This window comes from Haloplanus sp. C73, assembly GCF_051195115.1.
GTDB lineage: Archaea > Halobacteriota > Halobacteria > Halobacteriales > Haloferacaceae > Haloplanus.
Map to the genome: position 1 here is coordinate 143,954 of NZ_JBNTJZ010000002.1, position 23,049 is coordinate 167,002.

Here is a 23,049-nt window from a genome sequence, read left to right on the forward strand (position 1 = left end):
TTATTCCGCGGTCGAAACAGCGCCGGTGTGTTATTCGAGGTCGGGTCGCGAGAGTTCCGTGTACTTGGCGGTCAGGAACTCGAGCAGGACCGGCGTGCCCTCTTCGTTCTTCTGGACGGCGCGCTCGATGGCGTCGGAAATCTCTGCGGGGTCCTCGACGCGTTCGCCGTAGCCGCCCATGGACTCGGCGAACTCGGCGTAGTTACCCGAGAACGGCGTGTCGTAGCTCGCCATCTCGAAGTTGTTGAGCACGATGGCGATGATGGGGATGTCCTCTCGGACCGCCGTCTCGAAGTCCATGCCGACCATGCCGATGGCGCCGTCGCCCATGACGTGGACGCAGGTCTTCTCGGGCTTGGCGAGTTTCGCGCCCATCATGAGGCCCATGCCGTAGCCGAGCTGGGTCGTCTTGCCCCAGCCGAGATAGGAGAGCGGCTCGGTCACGTTGAAGAAGGCTGCCATGAAGTCACGCGCGTTGCCGGCGTCGGCGGTGGCGACGATTTCCTCCTTGTCGAGGGTCTGGTCGAGTTCGTGGACGACGCGGTAGGGGTTGATGGGCGTGTCGTCGGATTCGAGCACGTCGCTCCAGTCGTCGAGCCACTCGGCCTCGATGTCCGCGATTTCCGAGGTCACGTCGTCGTAGCGGCCGAAGTCCTCGTCGTCGATTCGGCTCTCGATTTCGTCGATGAGCGCTTCGAGGACGAGCTTCGCGTCACCGATGACCGCGAGGTCGGACTTGTAGTCCTTGTCGACGTCGCCGGGGTCGTTCGTCGAGTGAATGAGGGTGTTGTCCTCCGTCGGCGGCGTGATGCCGTACGCCGTCTTGGTGAAGCTACACCCGATACCGAAGAGCACGTCCGCCTCGTGGATGAAGTGGTTGAGCTGGCGGGGTTCGCTCTTCGAGCCGGCGCCGAGCGAGAGCGGGTGGTCCTCGGGGAACGCGCTCTTGCCGTTGAGCGTGGTCGCGACCGGCGCTTCGAGGAGTTCGGCGAGTTCCTTCAGGGGCTCCCACGCCTTCGCGTAGTGGACGCCCTGTCCGGCGTTGATGACGGGAAGGTCGGCGTCGAGAAGCGCGTCGGCGGCGTCAGAGATTGCCTTCGGGTCGGGGCCGGACCGCGTCGACGACGTGGGCGTGTAGTCGATGTCGCCGACTTCCTCGCGGAAGACGTCTTTCGGAATCTCGACGAGGCCGGGACGCTGACGGCCGTTGCGTGCCGCCTGAAACGCGCGGCGGATGGTCTCCTCTGTCGCGTCCGGGTCGGTCAGCTGCTCCGTCGTCTTCGTGACGTGCTGGTAGTTGACGAGCGAGCTGAACTTGGGGTCGGTGTTCGTCTTCGCGCGGGAGTAGCCGGCCGGGAGCGCGACGATAGGCGCCGACTCGGCGTAGGCCTGCGCGATTCCGCCGACGGAGTTCTCCGTCCCCGGGCCGTGCTGACAGGCGAAGGCTTCGACTTGGTCGCCGGAGGTGATTCGCGCGATGCCGTCGAGCATGTGCGCGCCGGTTCGTTCCTGCCGAACGACGATAGAGCGAATGCCGGCTTCCTCGGCGGCGTTGTCGTCAAAGAGTGGATTGCTGGGGAATCCAATAAGGTGTTCGACACCTTCTTCTGCCAAAATGTCCGCGATGGCATCTGTTACATTCATCGTATCGGGGTACATGACCCCCCGGGGTTGTAAAGTTAAGGACAGACACCTAACCGCCCTTCGGCGTCTGTCGAAATAGAAAGGACAGACGGCTAATCGCCGGTCGTCATCTGACGAAAAGTTGAAGATGCCGACTCGGGATTTCAGACACATGTCCGACAGGCCGCAGCTCGAGCGACTCTGTGTTCACGAGACGGTCGCCCAGAAGATTCCCGCCGAGGCCTTCGCCGAGGCGTTCGACGACCTCGATGTCCCGGTCGAAATCGTCGGCGACGACGAGGAGTTCGACCGGACCGACGCCGTCGCGTCGTTCCGCCCCCGTGAGTCCTTCCTCGACGCCGGCTGGACCCACTGCATCCGCGCGGGCTACGACGAGTTCGACACCGACGCCTACGAAGACGCCGGCGTCCCCCTCACCAACAGCACCGGCATCCACGACACGACGGTCGGCGAAATCGCCGTCGGCTACATGGTGTCGCTGGCGCGGATGCTCCACATCTACCGCGACCATCAGGTCGAGAACGACTGGTACGAGCCGACCTACGAGCGACCCTTCACCGTCGAGAACGAGCGGCTCTGTGTCGTCGGTCTCGGCACCCTCGGGCAGGGCATCGCGACGCGCGCCGACGCCCTCGGGATGGACGTGGTCGGCGTCCGCCGCTCCGAAGAACCCGTCGACGGCGTCTCCGAAATCTATCACCCCGACGACCTCCACGAGGCCATCGAGGACGCCCGCTTCGTCGCCATCGCCGTTCCCCACACGCCCGAGACGGAGGGGATGTTCTCGGCCGAAGAGTTCGACCTGATGCGCGACGACGCCTACCTCATCAACGTCGCCCGCGGTCCCATCGTCGACGAGGACGACCTCATCGACGCCCTCGATTCCGGCACCATCGCCGGCGCCGGTCTCGACGTGTTCGAAACGGAACCGCTTCCCGAGGACAACCCGCTCTGGGACTTCGAGGAGGTCATCATCTCGCCCCACCGCGGCTCCGCGACCAACCGCTACCACCTCGACATCGCCGACCTGGTGAAAGAGATTTTCCACCAGTATCAGGCCGGCGAAGAACTGCGCAACCGCGTCGCTTAGAGGCCGATTAGGTCGTCGAGTTCGACCTCGTCGACCGCACCGCCACAGGCCGCACACTCGTCGACGCGGTCCGGTCCGGCCCCGCCTTCCATGTGAACGAGTCCACAGTCGTGACACACTTCGAGGTCTGCCTGAAGCATACGCGCCGATTCTGTCGGCACTCAGATACGTTTTGGGGCCGAGACCCACAACCTACTAACCGTCGCTCCCGTTACGACGGTCGATGGGTGGTGTCGCCGCGCTCGCCGGCCTCCTCGACCGCGCCGGCGTCATCGACCGCCGTCGCTTTCACGAGACGTTCGACCTCTCGTGGCCCCGCATCCTCACCGGCCTCGCCATCATGTCGAAATCGACCGTCGACCTCGCGATGGTGGGCTGGGACGTGGGGACGGCGGCCGTCGCCGGTCTCGCCTTCGCCAACGCCTACTGGCAGGTCGGCAAGTTCCTCGGTATCGGCCTCGCGGGCGGGACGGTCACCCTCGTCTCACAGGCCTACGGCGCTGGGAAGGGGGCGCGAGCGAGCGCCACCGTCGCCGTCAGCCTCCTCGTCACGCTCGTCATCGCGACGCCACTCGCCGTCGCCTACGGCGTCTTCGCCCCGCAACTGGTCGCTGTCCTCGGCTCCGAACCCGCTCCGCTTCGCCACGCCGCCACCTACCTCGCACTCGTCGCACCCGCCCTCCTCTTCGAGTTTCCGAACCTCATCGCCAGCCGCACCTACGCCGGCGTCGGCGACACCGTGACGCCCATGGTGATTCGCGCCGGCGGCGCCACGCTCAACATCGCCTTCTCGGCGACGCTCATCTTCGGCTACGGCCTCGGCGTCGCGGGCGCCGCCATCGGCACGTCACTCGCCACCGGCATCGTCACCCTCGTCTTCGCGTGGGGGCTCGCCGGCCGCTCCTACGGCGGGCGCGGCGCCTGTCCCGTCGCCATCTCCCGCGACACCCTTCGGTACGAGGGCTTTGCCCCGCTCACCCGGCGTCTGCTCGTCGTCTCGACGCCGCTGATGGCCCGCCGAACCGCCGAGATGCTCGTCGCGTTCCCCCTCGTCGCCATCGCCGCCACCTTCGGGCCGGGCGTGGTCGCCGCCTACGAGGTGGCCCGCCGCGTTCGCACCCTCGTCGACAGCTTCTCGTGGGGCTTTTCCATCGCCGCGAGCACGCTCGTCGGCCAGCGCCTCGGCGCGGGGGACGAGGCCGACGCCGAGGCGTACGCCCTCGCCATCATCCGCCTCTCGATAGTGGTCTATCTCGTCGCGGCGGCCTGCGTCCTCGTCGCATCCTCGTGGATTGCGGGCCTGTTCGTCGCGGACCCGGCCGTCGTCGCCATCGCCACCCCCTTCGTCGCGGCGGCGGCGCTCAGCGTCATCTTCCTCGGCGTCGACGGCGCGGCGACGGGGACGCTCCGGGGCGCCGGCGACACGAGCTACCCCTTCGTCACGTCGCTTCTCGGCCGGTACGTCTGTGCGCTCCCGCTCGCGGCGCTCGGCGTCGTGACGGCGCTCGGCCCCACCGCGCTCCTCGTCGCCCTCGTCGCCGAAACGGTCGTCCCTGCGGCCCTGAACGTCGAGCGAGTGCGCTCGAACCGGTGGAAGGCCATCGGGCGAGCGCACGTGTCGGCCAGTTAGCTCTCGTACGCCGACTCGAAGAACGCCCGCTCCAGTTCGACGGTCCGCCGGAACAGGTCGTCGAGTCGGCGCTGGCGGCGAGCCGACGCCGCCGCCCCCTCGCGGTCGAGTTCGGTCCGGAGCCAGCCCACGAAGTCCACGAACGCCGGGTTCGCGTGCAACTCGACCCACTCCCCGAGGTAGAACGGCTCGGGAACCGGCTCGGAGACACCCGTCGCCCACGTCTCGTACACCCACTCGGCGGGGACGAGGACTGCGAGCGTCTCGGCGTACCCGCCCTGTCGCCCCGCGCGTTCGAGCAGGTCGACGAACGCCCGCGTCGTCGGCGCCCGCGCCGCGTCCGAATCCGCGTCCAGCGCGTCGAACGACCGCTCGAAGTAGTCGTTCTCCTCGTCGGTGAGCGTCCCGAGGAAGTCGGCGAACCGTCCCTTGGCGGCCATCGACGGCGCCTCACCCAGCGCGTGGCCGAACGTCCCAGTCAGCGTCGCCACGAAGGCGTAATCCTGCTCCAGATACCGCCGGAAAACGTCGGGGTCGACCTCGCCACTACCGAGTTCGCGGACGAACCGGCCGTCGACCGCCGCATTCCAGTCGGGGTCGGAGCGCTCGCGGAGCCAGTCGGTGAACCGGGCGTCCTCGCGCCCGTTCGCGTACGCGTCGAAGGTGTCGGGGACGGTCATGTGCGTCGGTCCTTCCGCGACCCTCATAGTTCCTCCTCCCCCGCGGTGTTTTGTCGCTCCAGTCGTAGAGGGGGTATGACCTCGATTGGTGTCGTGGGCGCCGGCGCGGCGGCGGCCGCGGCCTGTTACGCCGTGGACGACGTCGCCGACGTGACCGTCCTCGAAAAGTCGGGCGGGCTGTGTGGCCGGGCAGCGACGCGCCGCCGCGGCGACGTGACCTACGACTACGGCGCGAACTACCTGAAAGCCGACGACCAACGGGTGGTCGACCTCGTCCACGAGTTCGACGACGGCCTCGCCGAGGTGGCGGGCGACATCGCCGTCTTCGACCGAGCGGGCACCGTGAGCGACGGGCGCGACACGCAGGAGCGCAAGTTCACCTATCGCAGCGGGCTGACCCGCCTCGCCAAACACCTCTTCGACGCGACGGAGGCGACGGTCCACCGCCGGACGCGGGTCGACCGAATCGTTCGCGACGGCGACCGCTGGACGCTCGTCGACGCCGACGGCGAGCGCTGGGGGCCGTTCGACGCCCTCCTCGTCAACCCGCCCGCGCCCCAGACGGCGACACTCGCCGAGACAGCAGAGTGGGACGCCGACGCGCGGGCGACCCTCGCCGACGCGCTCCGGGATGTGGAGTACCGGACCATCTGGACTGCCGTCCTCGGCTACGACTTCGAACTCAATTGGCCTCACTACGCGCTGGTGAACACGGACAAGGCCCACGCCGTCGGCTGGATAGCCCGCGAGGAGTGCAAACCGGGTCACGTCCCCGACGGCGAGTCGGTGCTGGTCGTGCAGGCGAACCACGAGTGGTCGGTCGAGCGCTACGACGCCGACCCGGCCGCGAACGTGGCCGCCCTCGCCGACCACGTCGCGAGCATCGTCGACGACGACCGACTGACCGACCCCGCGTGGACGGACCACCAAGGGTGGCGGTACGCGCTCCCCGAGACGGGCGTTCGGACCGCCGCCCTCGACGCCGCCGAGGACGCCGGCTGGTACTGCATCGGCGACTGGGTCGCGGGCGAGGCGCGTCTGCACGCCGCCGTCCGCAACGGGCTGGAGACGGGAGCGCGGCTGGTCGAATCGATTGATTAGGCGTAGTCGGTGCGCTCGACTGACAGCCGGAGAAAGACCGGGAGCGTCACCGCCGCGAGGACGCATTCCAGCCCGCCCACCAGCAGGAACGCCGTCCCGTAGCCGTAGGTGTCGGCCGCGACGCCGCCGACGACGATGCCGGTGAGGAAGCCGAGACTGCCCGCGATGTTGAACCCGGCCATGGCGACGCCGCGCTCCATCGCGGCGGCGAGGTCAGTCACGAGCGCCAGCGTCGCCGGGGCCATCAACGCACCGAGGACGCCCACAACCACCATCCCCGCCTGCGCGATGCGGAGTTCAGACGCGGCGCCGACGCCGATGACCGCTACGCCGTACAGCGCCGACCCCGCGACGATGGGTATCGTCCGCCCGATTCGGTCCGAGACGACGCCGAACGGGTACTGCAAGAGGGCGAAGGGGGCGAAAAACAGCGCGAGCGTCAATCCGGTGGCCGCCGGACTCAACTCGAACACCGTCCGGAAGTAGAGCGTCCCGACGAGGGAGAAAAAGCCCGCCGTCAGGCGGTCGACGAAGCCGAAGGCGTAGGGGAGCGTGAGCGTCGGCGTCCGGCGGAGGCTCGCGAAGGGCGACCCGCGCTCGCCGCCTGCCGGCGCCCGGTCGACGACGAAGAGGGCACCGAGTGCGACGAGGAGCAAGACACCGCTCGCGACGTACAGCGGGACGAGCGGCCCGAGTTCGTAGAGCGCGCCGCCCAGCGGGGCGCCCGTCGCCGTCCCGAGGCCGATGGCAATGCCCGTCGCACCCATGTTCCGCCCGTGTGACCCCTCCAAATCCATCAGCATCGTCATCGAGAGCGAGAAGGCGCCGACGGTCGCCGCGCCCTGAAAGACCCGCAGTCCCAGCGCGAGCGGGAACGACCCCGTCGCGACGGGGACGACGGCGAGGAGGACGTACCCGACGGCACCGAGGAGCGCGCCCGCGGCGACGAAGGGGACGCGCCGTCCCGCGGCGTCGCTCGCCATCCCCCACGGGACGGCGAAGACGACGAAGGCGCCGAACTCCGCCGCGAGAAACCACGTGCTGGCGTCGAGCGCCGTGTCGGCGCCGAGTCTGCCGACGAGCGTGTCGATGCCGGGGTAGAGCAACACCTGCGCCAGCAGGACGGCGTAGACGACGGCGGCGAGCGCGACGCGACTCCGAGTCCGGGACACTATCCGACGGTTCCGGTGCGCTCGGCTACTGTCTTTCGACCTCGGGCGGAGACGGGGCGACGGCCCGCGGGCGACGCCAGCCGTCGCGGGCGCGTGGCTCCTCCGGTGCTATCGACCGCCCTCAAAACCGTCGTGGCGTGTCTGTTCGGGCTCACGGCGTGGTGTCTGGTACAGTGGGTTGCCCGCGGCCGTTGCCACGCGCATCGGCGTTCTCCTGTCGACGCGTCTCGACGAATGGCGTCGGCGCTCGTGTCGGAGGGCGAAATCGAGTGAGAGTTACTGTGTCGGTTCGACCGTGAGGTCGCTCGCAATCCAACCGTCGGTGTTTCCAGACTCGATAAAGACCGTACGCCCGGGACAGCTCTCACAGACAGAGACTGTGGGGGTCTCGGGCATCGACGGCTCCCCTTCTTCGTCCGCGCCCGACTGCGTACCAGTTGGCATCACATGCGTTTAGGGGAACCTAAAATAAAAAGGGTGTGGTTCGGTTCGCCGTTTCGAGTCCCCGACGCCTATGTACCAGGGGTCGGTTGAGTCGGATATGGACCGCGACGTACTCGGGTGGCTCGGCGCGCTGCTCGGGGTGACGATACTCACGCCGGTCGTGTTGTACCTGATTACCGGTGCCGCAGTGGGCTTTCTCGTCGCCTGTAGCGGCGGCCCGCAGGGCGCGTTCGTCGTCGGCGCCTCGGGCGGGAACACGCTCGAACTCTCGTGTTCCGCAGTCCGGACGCTCGTGAAGACGACGGTTACCGTCGGAGGGAGCGCCGCCGCCGTCGTCGGCGTCGCCATCGTCGCCGTCGCCGACATCACGCGTGGGTCGAGCGGGATGCGCTGAGCCGGCGTGACGTTTTTGGGTTAGGATTCCGTCATGTTTTCGTGAGCGATGCCCGTCGTACCACACGTGCCTGCTGACGAGCCGACACGTGACCGGACGCCCCCGGATATCGACGACATCGTCGAGCGAATCATCCACGGCGACCGACCGCGTGACCCCGCCGTTTCAGCTAGAGCAGGACGCCACCGATGACCAGCAGTGCGACTGCCGCCACCGCCGCCGCGGTGAAAAACGGCGTCGCCGAGTGAGCCGGTTCACGGACTTTCCGCTCGTCGAGGCCCCTGACGAGTCGGCCCGACCCCATCTCGACTAGTCCCGTCAGTAGGAGCCAGAGCACGACCATCGCGATGACGAGATAGCCACGCGTCGACCCGAGCAGCGTCTCGGCGGTGTAGCGCGTCCCCGCGAGGTGGCCGCCGGTCAGAAACAGGACCACCGAGGAGACACGCGTCCACGTCCGGAGCGTGCCGACCATCTCGCGCAGTGGTGTCGCATCCAGATTGCCGTCGCGAGCCGCGGGTATCACCACCCGCGCGACGAACAGTACGCTTCCCGCCCACAGCCCCGCGAACAGCAGGTGTATCGCGTTAATCGCCGTATCGATAGTCGCCATGGTCGGCGGTGGGACGCCGCGGACTTGAAAGCGCGGTATCGCCGGGCGGCGGCGAATCGAAACCGATTAAACGCCCGCCCGACGAGTGTGTGTCGAGCCGAGGTAGCCTAGCCCGGCCAAGGCGGTTGCTTCGAGAGCAACTGTCCGTCAGGACTCGTGAGTTCAAATCTCACCCTCGGCGCTTTCTTCGAAGGTCCACTCCGTCTCCACGCCCGGCGTCTCCACGAGCGTCTGGTACACCACGCAGAACCGCTCGGTCGCGTCCCGAATCGACGCCGCCGTCTCCGGGTCGATATCCCCCGACAGCGTCACGTCGAGCCGGATATCCTGAAAGCCAACGGGGACGTCCGCGACGCCCATCGTCCCCCGGAGGTCGAGGTCACCCTCGACCTGCACCGACACGTCGGCGTCGACGCCGAAGTTCTCGATGACCGCCTGCGCCGTCAGTTGCGAACACGCCGCGAGCGCGCCCAGCAGGAGGTCACCCGAACACGCCGCGGTCCCCGACCCGCCCGCGCCCTCGTGCAGTTCCGCCTCGTACATCGCCTGCCCGACTTCGACGCTACAGGTCGTCGCATCCGCCGCCTCGTCGCCCGTCGCACTGATGGTGAGTTGGGCCGCCTCGGGGTCAGATTCGTACTTCTCTTTCAGCGGCTGCTGTGTCTCGCGGAGGTCGCTGTCTGCCATATAGTAACATGGCTCGACCGACCGAAAAAGCGTTCCGGGTGTCAGGGCTTGACGAGCACTTTGATGGCCTCGCGCTCGTCCATCAGCCGGTAGCCCTCGGGGACGCCGTCGAGGTCGACCGTCTCGGTGAAGATGGGCGAGGGGTCGAGCGTCCCGCCGAGGACGTCGGCCATCAACTCCTCGGCGTACGCCCGTACGGGCGCGACGCCGCCCCGGAGCGCGATGTTGTCGCCGAACATCCCGTACAGGTCCAAGTCGTCGACTCCGTGAGGGACACCGACGTAGCCGACGGTGCCGCCCGGTCGCGCCATCGAGATAGCGGCGTTCATCGAGGACGTGGCGCCGACACACTCGACGACGTGGTTCGAGCCACCGTAAGTGAGTTCTCGGACTCGCTCGATGGCGTCGTCGCCGCGGGCCGCCACCGTCTCGGTCGCGCCGAACTCCTCGGCGACGGCGAGGCGGTCCTCGTGGTGGCCGGCGGCGACGATGCGCTCTGCCCCCAGCCGTCGGGCCGCGAGGACGGCACACAGCCCCACCGCCCCGTCGCCGACGACGACACAGGTCGACCCGGTGTCGACGCCCGCGCTGACGGCGGCGTGGTGGCCCGTCCCCATGACGTCCGTCAGCGGGAGGAGCGCGCGAAGCGTGTCCTCGTCGTCGGCGTGGCGGTCCGGCACCCGAACGAGCGTGCCGTCGGCGTGTGTCGAGCGGACGTACTCCCCCTGTCCGCCGCCGTTTGCCCCGCCCCACGAATCGCCGTTCGCGCAGGAGGTGTGCAGGCCCTTCCGACAGAACTCGCAGTAGCCACAGCTGATTCGGAAGGGCGCGAGCACCCGGTCGCCCGGTTCGACCGACCGAACCGCGTCGCCCACTTCCTCGACGATGCCCATCGGCTCGTGACCGACCGGGCTTCCCTCCTCGCGGTCGCTCTCGCCTCGGTAGAACCAGAGGTCGGAGCCACAGACCGCCGTGTGGGTGACGCGGACGATGGCGTCGGTCGGCGCCTCGATTTCGGGTCGCGGTCGCTCCTCGATGCGGATGTCTCCGGGGCCGTGATAGGTTGCCGCGCGCATACCCCTGCACGGGCGGCGAGATACAAAACGACCGGGGCCGCGGTCAGGCCGGGTTCTTCCGCGAGAGGTCACTCCCGCAGATGGGACAGCGTTCGCGGTGTTCGTCGAACTCGCGGCCACAGCCCTGACACTGGAAGCGCCAGTTGCGCTGTTCGGTGATGCCCTCGCGAGCGATGACCTCGACGGTGACGCCGAGATGCTCCGCGACGTTCTGCATCGCGTAGTCGTCGGTGACGAGCGTTCCGTCGAGTTCGAACGCGGCGGCAATCAGTCGAACGTCCGTGTCGGAGAGTTCCTCGCTGTCGCCCGTCTCGACGGCGGCGCGCTCGATGGTTTCGACGGTGTTGTCCGCCGGGATGTGGATGTGCATTCCCGCACCCTCCATCGCGTCGAATCGGTAGGCACTCTCGTCTTCGAGTTCCGCTTCGACCGCAGGAACGGACGCCATCTGCTCGGAGGTGTGATACTCGTGAATGAACGCAGAAGAGTCGAGGACGTGCATCTACCGGTTGATGACGATGTAGTCTTTCACCGCCTGCACGTGGGAGACGGGGACGTGGAGTCGGCCCTGTTCGTCGAGTTGGAACGAGGAGTCAGACGCCGGGAACTCCTCGTTGGGGGAGACGAGCAGGTCGTTCAGCGCGCCCGTCTTCAGGTTCATCGTGATGTTGTACAGCATACCGAGCTCCGTCCCATCCGAGCCCATAACGGACTTCCCAGAGAGATTCTCGGCGAGTACGTCTGACATATCCACCACATTCGGGGGGATAACCTTAAACGCCACGGGGTCGCCGCTCGCGCGGCCCCATGTTGAAAGACTTAACTTCGGTCCACGGCTCTCACACGGCAAGGAAGCCTTCTACGGGGGAACCTATGTCAGATTCGGACACACGCGACCGATCCGAGGCGCTTCGCACCCCCATCGTCGCCGTGCTGGGGCACGTCGACCACGGGAAGACTAGCTTGCTCGATAAGATTCGCGGCTCGGCCGTCAGCGCGGGCGAGGCTGGGGCCATCACACAACACATCGGCGCGACGGCCGTCCCGCTCGACACCATCTCGGGCCTCGCCGGCAGTCTCGTCGACCCCACGGACTTCGACCTGCCGGGCCTCCTGTTTATCGACACGCCCGGCCACCACTCGTTCTCGACGCTTCGCTCCCGCGGCGGCGCACTCGCCGACATCGCCGTCCTCGTCGTCGACGTGAACGACGGGTTCCAGCCACAGACCGAGGAAGCCATCGACATCCTCAAACGCACCGGCACGCCCTTCATCGTCGCCGCCAACAAAATCGACACCACGCCGGGGTGGAATCCGCAGGAGGGCGAGCCGATTCAGTCCACGTACGAGGCCCAGAGCGACCGCGCGCGCTCCCGCCTCGATGAGAACCTCTACGAGATTATCGGCCAGTTGTCTGATTCCGGCTTCTCCGCCGACCTCTACTGGCGAGTCCAAGACTTCCAAGGCAACATCGGCGTCGTCCCCGTCTCCGCGATGACCGGCGAGGGCGTCCCCGACCTCCTGACGGTCCTGATGGGCCTCTCTCAGCGCTACATGAAAGACGAGATGGCCATCGACGCCGAGGGACCGGGCGCGGGGACCGTCCTCGAAGTCAAGGAGGAGAAAGGCTTCGGCACCACCCTCGACGCGGTGATGTACGACGGCACGATTCGCGAGGGCGACGAAATCGTCGTCGGCGGGATGCAAGACCCCATCGTGACGGAGGTGCGGGCGCTCCTCCAGCCCAAACCCCTCGCGGAGATACGGACCGAAAAGCAGTTCGAGCGAGTCGACTCCGTCGCCGCCGCGGCCGGGGTGAAGATTGCGGCGCCCGACCTCGAAGACGCCATGGCTGGGGCGCCCGTTCGCGTCATTCGCGACCGCACGCGCGAGACGGCTATCGCCGACGTGGAGTCCGAACTCGCCGAAATCGAGGTCGAAACTGAAGAGGAGGGCGTCGTCGTCAAGGCCGACACCCTCGGCAGTCTGGAGGCGATGGCAAACGCCCTCGTCGAGGCCGAAGTGCCCATCCTCCGCGCCGAAGTCGGCGACGTCGCCCCGCGGGACGTGGCCGTCGCCAGCACCGCCGCCGAGGACGAACATCAGGTCATCCTCGGGTTCAACGTCGACGTCCTCTCGAACGCCGAGCGAGAAATCGAGGAGACCGACGTTCGTCTCTTCCGCGACGACGTCATCTACCAACTCGTCGAGGACTACGAGGAGTTCGTCGAGGAGCGCGAACGCGCCCAGCAAGAGACCGTCCTCGACAAAATCGTTCGCCCGGCGCGCTTCCAGATTCTCCCCGACCACGTCTTCCGCCAGAACGACCCCGCCGTCGTCGGCGTCGAAGTCCTCTCGGGCACGCTGAAGAACAACGCCTACGTCGGGCGGTTCGACGGCAACGAGTTCGAACGTCTCGGCCAACTCAGCGGCATCCAGAAACAGGGCGACGACGTCTCCGAGGCCCGCGCAGGCGAACGCGTCAGCGTCGCCATCGACGGGCCGACGGTCGGCCGCCAGATTCACGAGGGCGACGAACTCTGGGTCGACCTCCCCGAGAAACACGCCAAGATACTGGAACAGGAACTCGACGACGAGATTCCGGCGGACGAACTCGAAGCCCTCAGCGGGTATCTCGACAACCAGCGCCGGCGCGACCCCTTCTGGGGGAAGTGACCCCGCGTTCGGGTCGGCTCGAATTTCTCCGAGTTACATGAGAACGTACGCGTACGGGACACCGGTCCCGACGGTGACGACGATACCGAGAAAGACCAGCCACTGGACCAGCACCGAGCGCCGCGAAGCGGTTCCGGTCCACGCCGACGAGTAGCGGTGGACGGTGTAAGCAAACAGCGCGCTCGCGACGACGAACACCGCCGGCAGGAGTGCAACCGAGAGGGTCGGTTCGCCACGGCCCGGGAACAGTCCCAGTCGGCTGAACGGAATGAACATCGCGAGAAAGGCGAGTCCGTAGACGACGCCGAACGCAATCGAGAGGAGCAGATAGCGGGGTCTGAGAACAACCCGCCACGAGGCTGTCCCGTCGTCCGGTCGGCCGCCGGATGCGTAGACGAGAAATCGGCGAACGTCCGGGAGTACGTACAGCGCCGGCACGGAGAGTACGCCCCCGACTAGTCCGATACCGCCGGTCAACAGTAGCCAGAGGCCGAACGACAGCACGGCGAGCAACAGAATATACAGAATAATGGCGAGGACGGCCACCACACCGTCGAACACTGGCATCGGTGTGTCAATCGCTCGGTGGCGCAATAAAACGCCCTCCGGGCCAGCCTCCTTTCCAAGCCCCGGCCCGATTGCGGCGTTCGATGCGATGTATTATTTAGATATTATTCCACGACGTTCCCTCGACGGGTCACGTCCCCCGGAGCAATATTTTAGTTTCGGACGGCCGTATCACTACGTGAGGTGAGTATCGATGAGCGTTCGAACCACGCCGAGTGACCGTATCGCGCTGCCGACCGTCTCTCGGTACGACCTGCTGTTGGCACTCATGCCCATCCCGATACTCTGTGGGGCGCTCGCGGCGATGCTCACGCCGGCTTCGAAAACGGTCGCACTGGGTGCCGGCGGTCTGCTCTCGGCACTCCTGTTCGGCTACGCGATTTCTATCGCGGCACCGCCGACGCGCCTCAACGGGCCGTCGGCTTGACGCCGTCGCCGACGGCGTCCATCACTTGGAGGGCCGCGCTCGCGGCCAGTCCGCGCGCCACTTCGTCACGCTCGGCGTTTGCCAACCCTGTTTCGAGGTCGTCGAGGTCCGGCGTGAACCCCGCACTGACGGGGTGGCCCGCCGGTGGGCGAACGGCGACGGTCGCGGTCGGCCCGTTCGACCCGTAGGATAGCTCCGACCCGACGGTGTAGCTGTCGGGCAGGTACGACCGGGTGCGAGAGACGATGCCCGCCACCGCTTGGCGGAGCGCCCGGCGCTGGTCCTGAGTAAGTTCGATATCCGTCGATGGCTGTCCCGCTTCGGTAACTCCGGGTGCGCCTCCGTACGGCGTGTTTCCATTCATCCGAGTCGGTAGCCGTACGCGGACTGCAGGTAAAAAGCCGTCGACCGTCTCAGTACTGATAGTCCGTAAACGCCATCACGGGACCGGAGTCGGTGCTGTCCTCGATTTTCGCCTTGGCGTCGCGGAAGTCCTGCATCCGGACCTCGGTGCGGTCGTCGCGGATGGCGAACATCCCCGCCTCCGTGGCGAGCGAGGCGATGTCGGCCCCGCTGTACCCGTCGAGGTCCTCCGCCAGTTCCTCGTAGTCCACGTCGTCGGCGACGTTCATGTCGCGCGTGTGGATGCGGAGAATCTGGGCGCGGCCCTCGGCTTCGGGTTCGGGCACCTCGATGAGGCGGTCGAACCGGCCGGGACGGAGGATGGCCTCGTCGAGCATATCGAAGCGGTTCGTCGCCGCCATGATGCGGATGTCGCCCCGGTCGTCGAAGCCGTCCATCTCCGAGAGCAGTTGCATCATCGTCCGCTGAACCTCGGCGTCGCCGGAGGTTTTCGAGTCCGTCCGCTTGGCGGCGACGGCGTCGATTTCGTCGATGAAGATGACCGCCGGCTGGCGCTCCTCCGCGAGTTCGAACAGGTCACGGACCAGCCGCGACCCCTCGCCGATGAACTTCCGGACGAGTTCGGAGCCGGCCATCTTGATGAAGGTCGCGTCGGTTTCGTTGGCGACGGCCTTCGCGAGCATCGTCTTCCCCGTCCCCGGCGGGCCGTGGAGGAGGACGCCGGACGGCGGGTCGACGCCGACCTCTTCGAACAGTTCGGGCGTCAGGAGCGGGTCCTCAACGGCCTCGCGCACCTCGCGCACCTGCTCGTCGATGCCGCCGATGTCGTCGTAGGTGACGTTCGGCGACTCCTCGACTTCCATGGCCTGCGCTCGGGAGTCGGTTTCGTCGTCGAGGATGCTCTGGACGCCGAAGGAGTCGTTGACGGCGACTCGATCGCCCGCCGAGAGCTCCTTTCGGATGCGCGGCGACGGCTCGGTCAGCACCTCCTGATTGTTGCCGTGCTGTTTGATGATGGTCCCCTCGTCGGTGACTTCCTCGACGGTCGCGATGTAGAGCGAGGAGGTCTTCAGCACCTCGTTGCGGCGCTTGAGGTGGTCGACCTCCTCCATGAGTTCCTCCCGGCGCTCGTCGGTTTCGTCGAGGCGCTCTTCGAGTTCTTCGTTGACCCGAACCATCCGCTCGAAATGCTGTCGGATGGCGTCGAGACGCTCCGCGTCGGACATCTCTGGGTCGAGATCCAACCGCGGACGGTCCGGCAGCGACGGACTCCGTGACATTGGTTGTAGTCGCTAAGGCACGGGCGTAAATGTGCCTTTGGGTCGCTCCCCCAACCGAAACCCGGTCGGGCATCGGGGCGCCGCCCGCTCAGAGCAGCGTCGCCATCTCGTCGAGATAGGTGCCGTAGACGTCGAGCGCGTCCTCTATCGGCGCCGCCGTCGTCATGTCGACGCCCGCCGTCTGCAACACGTCGACCGGATACGCGGAGCCGCCCATCTCCAGCGCGTCGCGGTAGTCCGCCGCGGCGTCCTCGCCCTCGTCGAGAACCCGGTCGACGATGGCCGTCGCCGCGCTGATACCCGTGCTGTACTGGTAGACGTAGTAGCCCATGTAGAAGTGGGGAATCCGCATCCACTCGCGGGCGATTCGGTCGTCGACAACTGCCGGCTCGTAGTACGTCTCCTTCAACTCCCCGTAGATGTCGTCGAAGCGGTCGGGCGTGAGTGCGCCGCCGTCCTCGACGATGTCGTGAATCTGGAGTTCGAAGTCGGCGAACATGGTCTGCCGGAACAGCGTCGACCGGAAGCGCTCCAGATACTCGTCGAGGACGTGCCGGCGGAGCCGTTCATCTTCGACTGTCTCCAGCAGGTGGTTGGTCAGCAGCGTCTCGTTGACCGTACTCGCAACCTCCGCGACGAAGATGTCGTAACTGCTGTACTGCCACGGCTGGGCCTCGTTGGTCAACTCCGAGTGCATCGAGTGGCCCAACTCGTGGGCCAGCGTGAACATCGAGGCCACGTCATCCTGATAGTTCATCAGGATGAACGGCTGGGTGTCGTAGGTGCCCGCCGAGAAGGCCCCCGACCGCTTGCCCCGATTCTCGTAGACGTCGACCCACCGCGAGTCCAGCCCCTCGGCCATCCGGGACTGGTACGCGTCGCCGAGCGGCGCCACCGCCTCGACGACGTGGTCGACCGCCTCGTCGTAGGGAATCTCCGGGGGTTCGCCCTCGGCCATCGACGCGTAGAGGTCCCACATCTGCAGGTCGTCGACGCCGAGTGCATCGGCTTTCAGCGACGCGTGCCGATGGAGGTAGTCGAGGTTGTCCCGCACCGTCTCCAGCAGGGTGTCGTACACCGCGACCGGGACGTTCGGGCCGTCGAGCGCCGCCTCGCGGGCCGTGTCATAGTTTCGTGCCTGCGCGAGTTTCACGTCGGCGGTGACACTCTTTTTCAGCGACGTCCCCACGCTGTTGCGGACGTCCGACCAGCGGTCGTAGAAGGCCTCGTGGACCTCGCGCCGGAACTCGCGGTTCGGATGCTTCTGGAGTTTCGTGAAGTTGCCGAGCGAGATTTCGACCTCGTCGCCGTCGGGGTCTTCGACTGTCGGGAACTCCATGTCCGCGTTCGAGAGCATGCTGTACACGTCGCTCGCGGCGTCGGTCACGTCCGAGAGGTCCGCGAGCAGTTCCTCGATTTCCTTCGAGCGCGTGTGGGGTTTCTGCCGGAGCACGTCGTCGAAGTAGTGGTCGTACTCGGCGAGTGCGGGTTCGGCGTCGACGAAGGCTTCGAGTTCGGATTCGTCGAGTTCCTGCAGTTCGGGTTCGATGTAGCTCGCGGCGCTTCGAGCGTCCGCCGCGAGCGACTCCGCCCGCGCCGACATGGCCTGATACTCCTGATTCCGGGTGTCTTCGCTACTCCGAAGGCTGGCGTACGTCGAGACGACCGACACGTCGCGCAACAGCTCTTCGCGCAGTTCGAGGAGTTCGAGTAGCGTCTCCGGGCTCTCGGTCACTCGCCCCTCGTAGGCGTCGAGTTCGTCCACCCGGTCGCGGACGTCTTCGAAGGCGGCTTCCCAGTCCTCGTCGCTTTCGAAGATGCTCTCCAAATCCCACTTGTCCTCGGCGTCGATGTCGCTCCGTTCGGGAACCGAACTCATCGACGGACGTTGGGCAGGGGGTGCCGTAAGGGTTAGTATCGGAACTGTCCCTCCCGCGACCACAAAGCTACTTACCGCTCCCCCGGAAGGCCGTAGGTACGGATGGTCGATTCTGGCTCTACGGTGGACGGCGACCACGACGACGAGCACGGGGACGACGTGCTCGCCGACCAACTCTCTACCGACGAGGTGTATCAGCGGGTGGTCGCCGACGCCGACCACGAGATAACGTCCGGGACGCGAGAGCTGTTTTTCAGCGCGCTGGCGGCCGGATTCGCGATTACCGTCACCTTTCTGCTCTATGCCTCGGTGACGGCGTCGACCGAGACCAAACTCGCCGGCGTCCTCCTGTATCCGCTGGGATTCGTCTACATCATCATCGGCGGCTACCAACTGTACACGGAGAACACCCTGCCGCCGGTGGCGCTGACCTTGGAGCGACTGGCCTCGATACCGACCCTGTTTCGCCACTGGACCATCGTGCTCGCGGGCAACTTCCTCGGCGGCGGCCTCGGCGCCTTTGCCTTGGCCTACGGCGGCGTGTTCGACGAGACGACCGCGACGGTCGCGCTCGGCTTCGCGGAGAAAGGCATCGCCACCCCCGCGACCGACCTGTTCGTCAAAGCCGCCTTCGCCGGCCTCATCGTCGCCGGCGTCGTCTGGATAAACTTCGCCGCCAAAGACACCATCTCGCGGCTCGTCGTCATCTATCTCGCCTTTCTGGCTATCCCCATGGGCAACCTGTTTCACGTCGTCGTCTCCTTCACCGAGGTGGTCTATCTGGCGCTGGTCACCGGCATGAACCCGGTACCCGCGCTGGTCGGGTTCGTCCTCCCCGTGCTACTGGGGAACACCCTCGGCGGTATCGTCCTCGTGACGGTCGTCAACTACTACCAAGCCTCCGACCGGCGGCTGGAGATATCTCGCTTCCAGAACGTCCGCCGACTCTCGCTCCGTGAGTGGCTGGTGGGGTCGCTGGCCGGCCGGTCGTACGTGCCGGTCATCGACACCGTCGAGGAGATAGTTCGTGACCCCGAGACCTACCGCATCTTGGTCCCCATCGCCAATCCGCGGACCGAGGCCAGCGTGATTCGGCTGGCGTGTCAGTTGGCCAGTAGCCGCAAGAAGGGGAAAGTCCACGTCGTCCACGTCGTGCAGGCGCCGCGGCGGTGGTCGCCGGACTCCGAACGCACCCAGCGCAACCAGATACGGCAGGAGTCCGAGCGCCTCCTCGACGACGCCCGCAGTATCGGTAGCAACTACGACGTGACCCTCGAAACCTCGACGGTCGTCACACCCCGGTCCTTCGAGGAGATTTTCACGCTCGCCCGTCGGACCAGTCCCGACTTGGTGCTGATGGACTGGGACCGTGAGGGCCTGTGGAGTTCCGCCCGCGCGGAGCGTCCGCTGGCGGAGCTTACCAACCGACTCCCCTGTGACTTCCTCGTCGTCAACGACCGCGAACTCGACCCCTCGCGCATCCTCCTGCCGACCGCCGGCGGCCCCGATTCGGACCTGAACGCGACGGTGGCCCGGACGCTTCAGGAGGTGGCGAACGCCGAGGTCGAACTGCTTCACGTGGTCGACGACGCGGCCGACGAGCGGGCGGGCGAGGCGTTCCTCCGCGACTGGGCCGACTCCCACGACCTGACCGACGTGACTATCACCGTCGACTCCGGCGCCGTCGAACCGGCTATCGCCCGTGAGGCCACCGACTGTACGATGCTCATGATGGGTGCGACCGAACAGGGACTGCTCTCGCGGCTGGCGCACAACTCCCTGCATCTGGACGTGGTCAACGACGTGGACTGCTCGGTGCTTCTGGCCGAGCGCCCCTCCGAGCGGTCGCTCCGCGAACGACTGTTCGGCTCGCCGGCCCGCGAGCGCCATCCCTCGCGGGCGTTCCGCGACCGCGTCGAATCGGCGGTCGGCGCCGAGGCGGACGACGAATGACTCGTCGGTAACCGACGGGAAGCTTTTCGTCGCTCCTGTCCCACGGGCTGGTATGGTTCAGTCCCCGCGTTCTCTCGACGACGGCTCGGCCGCGCGCCTCCGAGCGCTTCTCGTTGCGCTCGTCGTCGCCGCACTCGGTCTCGGTGCCGGGTTCGTCCTCGCCTTCGGACTCTCCCTGCTGCTGGTCGGCGCCGGCCTCGACCCCTCGCCGTTCGTCCTCCTCGTCGTCTCACTCGTGTCGATTCAGGGGGTCGCCTTCGGCGGCGTCGCCCTCGTGTATCTCCGCCTGCGCGACCGCCCCATCACGAGCGTCGGCCTCCGTCTCCCCTCCCTCCGTGACCTCCTGTTCGTCGTCGGCGGCTACGCGGCGGCGCTGGTCGCCGCCATCTCCGGCGCTATCGTCATCAGCATCACCGGTGCGCCGGCGGGCGAGAATCAGGTGGCGGAGTTCGCGAGCTCCGACCCGTCGGTCCTCCTCTGGCTCGTCCCCGCATCGTTTCTCCTCATCGGCCCCGGCGAAGAACTGCTCTTCCGCGGCATCGTTCAGGGCCGACTGCGCGAGACGTTCGACCGCGTTCCGGGTGTCGTCCTCGCGAGCGCCCTCTTCGCCGCCATCCACTACGTCGCCCTCACCGGCGGGGCGGGGGGCCGTCTCGTCACGATTACGATTCTGTTCTTCCCTGCCCTCGTCTTCGGCGCCGTCTACGAACTCTCGGACAACCTCGTCGTTCCCGCGCTGGTTCACGGCGCCTACAACGCGACGCTCTTTGCGCTCGCGTACGCCGCCATCCGCCTCTCCGAATCGGGAGCCGTCCCCGAGGGCGAGACGACACAGGCGATTGCGGCGCTGCTCTGAGCGGAACGGAACCCTTACCGCGGCGCCCCCGAAAGCCGGTGTATGCGCGAGCACTTCGAAGTGCGCCACGGTGACGCCCTCGGCCGTATCGGGGCGCTGACCGTGCCCCGCGCCGGTCGGACCGTCGAGACGCCGGCGCTACTCCCCGTCATCAACCCCAACATCCAGACGGTGGCGCCCGCCCGCCTCGAAACCGAGTTCGGCGCCGAGATTCTCATCACCAACGCCTACATCATCCGCAGTACCGACGACCTTCGCGAGCGAGCGCTCGACGAGGGCCTGCACGATATGCTCGATTTCTCGGGCGCCATCGTCACCGACTCTGGCTCGTTCCAACTCGCTGAGTACGGCGACATCGACGTGACGACCCGCGAGATTCTGGAGTTCCAACACGCCATCGGCTCGGACGTGGCGACGCCCGTCGACGTGCCGACGCCGCCCGACGTCTCCCGCGAGCAGGCCGAGTCGGAACTTGAAACCACGGAGCGAGCGCTCGCCGACGCCGCCGGCGTCGACACCGGCGAGATGTTGGTCAACGCGCCGGTCCAAGGCTCGACCCACCTCGACCTGCGCGAGGCGGCCGCCCGCCACGCCGACGCGACGGACTTGGACGTGTTCCCCGTCGGCGCCGTCGTCCCCCTGATGAACGACTATCGTTACGCCGATGTCGTCGACGTCGTCGCGGCGGCGAAACGTGGCCTCGGCGCCGACGCGCCCGTCCACCTCTTTGGCGCCGGCCACCCCATGATGTTCGCCCTCGCCGTCGCCATGGGATGTGACCTCTTCGACTCCGCCGCCTACGCCATCTACGCCCGCGACGACCGCTATCTCACCGTCCGCGGCACGAACCACCTCGACGACATCGAACACTTCCCCTGTGAGTGTCCGGTCTGTACCAGTCGCTCGCCGGCCGAACTCCGCGCCGAGGACGACGCCGAGCGCGAACGCCTCCTCGCCGAACACAACCTCCACGTCTCCTACGGCGAGTTGCGCCGCATCAAACAGGCCATCCGGGACGGGAGCCTCCTCGAACTCGTGGAGACGCGCGCCCGCGGCCACCCGTCGATGCTCGACGGCTACCGCGCGCTCCTCGACCACGCCCGACAAATCGAGCGCCACGACCCCGCCTCGAAGGGGTCGTTTTTCTACTGCTCGGCGGAGAGCGCGCGCCGACCCGAGGTGGTCCGACACCACGACCGAATCGGCCGTCTCGACGCTCCCGACCGCCTCCTCGTGACCGAGGGCAACGCCCCCTCCGGCGACCGCTTCGACGCCGCGTGGCGCCTCCTCCCCCCCTTCGGCCCCGTCCCGCGGGCGCTCTCGGAGACCTACCCCTTCACCGCCGAACTCCCCGACCGGACCGACGACGCGGCCTGTGAGGCCGCAGCGCGTGGCGTCGTCGAACTCGTCGCCGCCAACCCCGACACAGACGTGACCGTCGCCCACGACGACTGGCCCGCCTCGGCGCTCGCGCTCCTCCCCAGTGACGTGACCGTCGAGCGACTCGGCGCCCGCCCGGACCGCGACGACTGACCGACGGTCGTGGTACCACGACTCTCGGAACGGTTATCCCTCTCTCGGCTGTATGATTGGTTGTAATGGCAAACGGTACTGTTGATTTCTTCAACGACACAGGCGGCTACGGTTTCATCGAGACTGACGACGCGGACGACGACGTGTTCTTCCACATGGAGGATGTCGGCGGCCCGGACCTCGAAGAGGGACAGGACGTGGACTTCGAAATCGAGGACTCCCCCAAGGGTCCCCGCGCGACGAACCTCGTTCGTAACTAATTCGCGCTCGCTCGCCGCTTCGCGGCGACGACGCTGTATTTTTGCATCCCCGAGCGACGCCTACTCGCTCGCGTCACGCATCCGCTCCGTGAAGTCCCACGAGTAGCACCGACGCGGGTCGAGTTCGATGACGACTTCGTCCCGGTCGGGGTCGAGCAGTCGCTCGGCGAGTGCCGACTCCGTGCCGCCGAGATATCGCTCCAGCAAGCGCCGGAGCGTCGCCTTCTCCTCGTCGGGGCTGACCGTCGCCCGTCCGGCGCCGCGAACGCCACAGTAGGGTGGGTCGTTGGTCGACACCTCGAACGCGACGCCGTCGTTCTCGCGGAGATACTCCACGACGTCTGCGTCCGCGGACGTGGCACAGACCAGTCGCTCCGCGTCGGCGTCGAACCGGTACCAGAGCGAGAGCATCCAGAGGCCGCCGGCGGGCGTCCGGCAGGCGAGTCGGAGGGGAATCGTCGCGTCGGCGAGATACGCCGCCACTTCCGCGCGGTCCCACTCGCCGGTGTACGTGACCTCGGACATGGTCGGCGTTGGAATGCGACCGGCTAAAAGCCGCGGCCCGGCGTTACGCGGGATGCACGACGTCCCGGCAGTCGGGGCACTCCGCGTACGCCGCCGGCCCGTCGGTGGTGTCGTATCGAATCAGCAGTCGCGTGCGACCGATTCGGGCGTCGCAGTGCGGACAGTCGCCGAGCGTCGGTGAGTGCGGCATGGGGGAACT

At 67.1% G+C, this 23,049-nt stretch carries 26 protein-coding genes and 1 tRNA gene; 11 read left to right on the plus strand and 16 right to left on the minus strand.

The genetic code is table 11. The annotated features are described in order from the left end of the window. Positions 1–30: 30 nt before the first annotated feature. Positions 31–1,644: a thiamine pyrophosphate-requiring protein gene (locus ACQUSQ_RS05070; RefSeq protein ID WP_435067440.1), complete on the minus strand. Its 1,614-nt coding sequence runs from the start codon at positions 1,642–1,644 to the stop codon at positions 31–33. Between the two features lie 151 nt (positions 1,645–1,795). On the opposite strand from ACQUSQ_RS05070, the gene ddh reads away from it, so the two are divergent. Next, a complete protein-coding gene (ddh, locus tag ACQUSQ_RS05075) occupies positions 1,796–2,734 on the plus strand; it encodes a D-2-hydroxyacid dehydrogenase (protein ID WP_435067441.1) in 939 nt (312 codons plus the stop codon). Here ddh and ACQUSQ_RS05080 read toward each other — a convergent pair. Continuing rightward, a complete protein-coding gene (locus tag ACQUSQ_RS05080; RefSeq protein ID WP_435067443.1) occupies positions 2,731–2,874 on the minus strand; it encodes a hypothetical protein in 144 nt (47 codons plus the stop codon). The two genes, ddh and ACQUSQ_RS05080, sit on opposite strands and share 4 nt — an antisense overlap. An 83-nt stretch (positions 2,875–2,957) precedes the next feature. Between ACQUSQ_RS05080 and ACQUSQ_RS05085 the strand changes: the two genes are divergently transcribed. Further along, positions 2,958–4,364: an MATE family efflux transporter gene (locus tag ACQUSQ_RS05085; protein WP_435067444.1), complete on the plus strand. Its 1,407-nt coding sequence runs from the start codon at positions 2,958–2,960 to the stop codon at positions 4,362–4,364. Here the strand turns inward: ACQUSQ_RS05085 and ACQUSQ_RS05090 are convergent. Beyond that, positions 4,361–5,071, minus strand: coding sequence for a TenA family protein (locus ACQUSQ_RS05090; protein ID WP_435067445.1), 711 nt, complete (start codon positions 5,069–5,071; stop codon positions 4,361–4,363). The two genes, ACQUSQ_RS05085 and ACQUSQ_RS05090, sit on opposite strands and share 4 nt — an antisense overlap. A 48-nt stretch (positions 5,072–5,119) precedes the next feature. Between ACQUSQ_RS05090 and ACQUSQ_RS05095 the strand changes: the two genes are divergently transcribed. Further along, complete coding sequence (locus ACQUSQ_RS05095) at positions 5,120–6,145, plus strand: NAD(P)/FAD-dependent oxidoreductase (RefSeq protein WP_435067446.1); 1,026 nt, start codon at positions 5,120–5,122, stop codon at positions 6,143–6,145. Here ACQUSQ_RS05095 and ACQUSQ_RS05100 read toward each other — a convergent pair. Both ACQUSQ_RS05100 and ACQUSQ_RS05105 read right to left on the minus strand, forming a co-directional pair. Then, positions 6,142–7,317 (minus strand): MFS transporter, encoded by a 1,176-nt coding sequence (locus ACQUSQ_RS05100; RefSeq protein ID WP_435067447.1) that lies wholly within the window; start codon positions 7,315–7,317, stop codon positions 6,142–6,144. The two genes, ACQUSQ_RS05095 and ACQUSQ_RS05100, sit on opposite strands and share 4 nt — an antisense overlap. A gap of 276 nt (positions 7,318–7,593) precedes the next feature. Continuing rightward, a complete protein-coding gene (locus tag ACQUSQ_RS05105; RefSeq protein ID WP_435067448.1) occupies positions 7,594–7,761 on the minus strand; it encodes a hypothetical protein in 168 nt (55 codons plus the stop codon). Between the two features lie 97 nt (positions 7,762–7,858). Here ACQUSQ_RS05105 and ACQUSQ_RS05110 point away from each other — a divergent pair, with 97 nt between their 5' ends. Further along, positions 7,859–8,155, plus strand: coding sequence for a hypothetical protein (locus tag ACQUSQ_RS05110; RefSeq protein ID WP_435067449.1), 297 nt, complete (start codon positions 7,859–7,861; stop codon positions 8,153–8,155). Between the two features lie 169 nt (positions 8,156–8,324). Here ACQUSQ_RS05110 and ACQUSQ_RS05115 read toward each other — a convergent pair whose 3' ends face one another. After that, complete coding sequence (locus ACQUSQ_RS05115) at positions 8,325–8,768, minus strand: transporter (RefSeq protein WP_435067450.1); 444 nt, start codon at positions 8,766–8,768, stop codon at positions 8,325–8,327. Positions 8,769–8,864: 96 nt separating this feature from the next. Here ACQUSQ_RS05115 and ACQUSQ_RS05120 point away from each other — a divergent pair. Next, positions 8,865–8,949, plus strand: a tRNA-Ser gene (locus tag ACQUSQ_RS05120). Here the strand turns inward: ACQUSQ_RS05120 and ACQUSQ_RS05125 are convergent. Genes ACQUSQ_RS05125 through ACQUSQ_RS05140 form a run of 4 tightly spaced genes read right to left on the minus strand, consistent with a single transcriptional unit; the run spans position 8,931 to position 11,279 of the window. After that, positions 8,931–9,455 (minus strand): OsmC family protein, encoded by a 525-nt coding sequence (locus ACQUSQ_RS05125; protein WP_435067451.1) that lies wholly within the window; start codon positions 9,453–9,455, stop codon positions 8,931–8,933. The genes ACQUSQ_RS05120 and ACQUSQ_RS05125 overlap by 19 nt on opposite strands. 41 nt (positions 9,456–9,496) lie before the next feature. Then, positions 9,497–10,531, minus strand: coding sequence for a zinc-dependent alcohol dehydrogenase family protein (locus tag ACQUSQ_RS05130; protein WP_435067452.1), 1,035 nt, complete (start codon positions 10,529–10,531; stop codon positions 9,497–9,499). 43 nt (positions 10,532–10,574) lie between these two features. Further along, a complete protein-coding gene (locus tag ACQUSQ_RS05135) occupies positions 10,575–11,033 on the minus strand; it encodes an NOB1 family endonuclease (protein ID WP_435067453.1) in 459 nt (152 codons plus the stop codon). Then, a complete protein-coding gene (locus tag ACQUSQ_RS05140) occupies positions 11,034–11,279 on the minus strand; it encodes a PRC-barrel domain-containing protein (RefSeq protein ID WP_435067454.1) in 246 nt (81 codons plus the stop codon). A 125-nt stretch (positions 11,280–11,404) separates the two neighbouring features. Here ACQUSQ_RS05140 and infB point away from each other — a divergent pair, with 125 nt between their 5' ends. Next, positions 11,405–13,207: a translation initiation factor IF-2 gene (infB, locus tag ACQUSQ_RS05145; RefSeq protein ID WP_435067455.1), complete on the plus strand. Its 1,803-nt coding sequence runs from the start codon at positions 11,405–11,407 to the stop codon at positions 13,205–13,207. Positions 13,208–13,240: 33 nt separating this feature from the next. On the opposite strand, the gene ACQUSQ_RS05150 is transcribed toward infB, so the two are convergent. Then, complete coding sequence (locus tag ACQUSQ_RS05150) at positions 13,241–13,774, minus strand: hypothetical protein (protein ID WP_435067456.1); 534 nt, start codon at positions 13,772–13,774, stop codon at positions 13,241–13,243. Positions 13,775–13,967: 193 nt separating this feature from the next. Here ACQUSQ_RS05150 and ACQUSQ_RS05155 point away from each other — a divergent pair, with 193 nt between their 5' ends. Continuing rightward, a complete protein-coding gene (locus ACQUSQ_RS05155) occupies positions 13,968–14,201 on the plus strand; it encodes a hypothetical protein (protein ID WP_435067457.1) in 234 nt (77 codons plus the stop codon). Here ACQUSQ_RS05155 and ACQUSQ_RS05160 read toward each other — a convergent pair. The 3 genes from ACQUSQ_RS05160 to pepF all read right to left on the minus strand — a co-directional run bounded on the left by ACQUSQ_RS05160 (position 14,182) and on the right by pepF (position 17,723). Continuing rightward, on the minus strand, positions 14,182–14,565 hold the full coding sequence (locus tag ACQUSQ_RS05160; protein WP_435067458.1) for a DUF5811 family protein: 384 nt from the start codon (positions 14,563–14,565) through the stop codon (positions 14,182–14,184). The genes ACQUSQ_RS05155 and ACQUSQ_RS05160 overlap by 20 nt on opposite strands. Before the next feature lie 49 nt (positions 14,566–14,614). After that, complete coding sequence (pan2, locus tag ACQUSQ_RS05165; RefSeq protein WP_435067459.1) at positions 14,615–15,844, minus strand: proteasome-activating nucleotidase Pan2; 1,230 nt, start codon at positions 15,842–15,844, stop codon at positions 14,615–14,617. An 88-nt stretch (positions 15,845–15,932) separates the two neighbouring features. Then, complete coding sequence (gene pepF, locus ACQUSQ_RS05170) at positions 15,933–17,723, minus strand: oligoendopeptidase F (protein ID WP_435067460.1); 1,791 nt, start codon at positions 17,721–17,723, stop codon at positions 15,933–15,935. A gap of 102 nt (positions 17,724–17,825) precedes the next feature. Here pepF and ACQUSQ_RS05175 point away from each other — a divergent pair, with 102 nt between their 5' ends. The 4 genes from ACQUSQ_RS05175 to ACQUSQ_RS05190 all read left to right on the plus strand — a co-directional run bounded on the left by ACQUSQ_RS05175 (position 17,826) and on the right by ACQUSQ_RS05190 (position 22,325). Beyond that, positions 17,826–19,676, plus strand: a complete 1,851-nt coding sequence (locus tag ACQUSQ_RS05175) for a formate/nitrite transporter family protein (RefSeq protein WP_435067461.1) — start codon at positions 17,826–17,828, stop codon at positions 19,674–19,676. A gap of 52 nt (positions 19,677–19,728) precedes the next feature. Next, positions 19,729–20,532, plus strand: coding sequence for a CPBP family intramembrane glutamic endopeptidase (locus ACQUSQ_RS05180; protein ID WP_435067462.1), 804 nt, complete (start codon positions 19,729–19,731; stop codon positions 20,530–20,532). 42 nt (positions 20,533–20,574) lie between these two features. Continuing rightward, positions 20,575–22,065, plus strand: a complete 1,491-nt coding sequence (gene tgtA, locus ACQUSQ_RS05185; protein WP_435067463.1) for a tRNA guanosine(15) transglycosylase TgtA — start codon at positions 20,575–20,577, stop codon at positions 22,063–22,065. A gap of 65 nt (positions 22,066–22,130) precedes the next feature. Then, positions 22,131–22,325 (plus strand): cold-shock protein, encoded by a 195-nt coding sequence (locus ACQUSQ_RS05190; protein ID WP_435067464.1) that lies wholly within the window; start codon positions 22,131–22,133, stop codon positions 22,323–22,325. 60 nt (positions 22,326–22,385) lie between these two features. On the opposite strand, the gene ACQUSQ_RS05195 is transcribed toward ACQUSQ_RS05190, so the two are convergent. Together ACQUSQ_RS05195 and ACQUSQ_RS05200 are read right to left on the minus strand one after the other, a co-directional pair. After that, positions 22,386–22,850 carry a pyridoxamine 5'-phosphate oxidase family protein gene (locus ACQUSQ_RS05195; RefSeq protein WP_435067465.1) on the minus strand — a complete coding sequence of 155 codons (465 nt, stop codon included), beginning with the start codon at positions 22,848–22,850 and terminating at the stop codon, positions 22,386–22,388. A gap of 43 nt (positions 22,851–22,893) precedes the next feature. Then, complete coding sequence (locus ACQUSQ_RS05200) at positions 22,894–23,040, minus strand: hypothetical protein (protein ID WP_435067466.1); 147 nt, start codon at positions 23,038–23,040, stop codon at positions 22,894–22,896. Between the last annotated feature and the right edge of the window lie 9 nt (positions 23,041–23,049).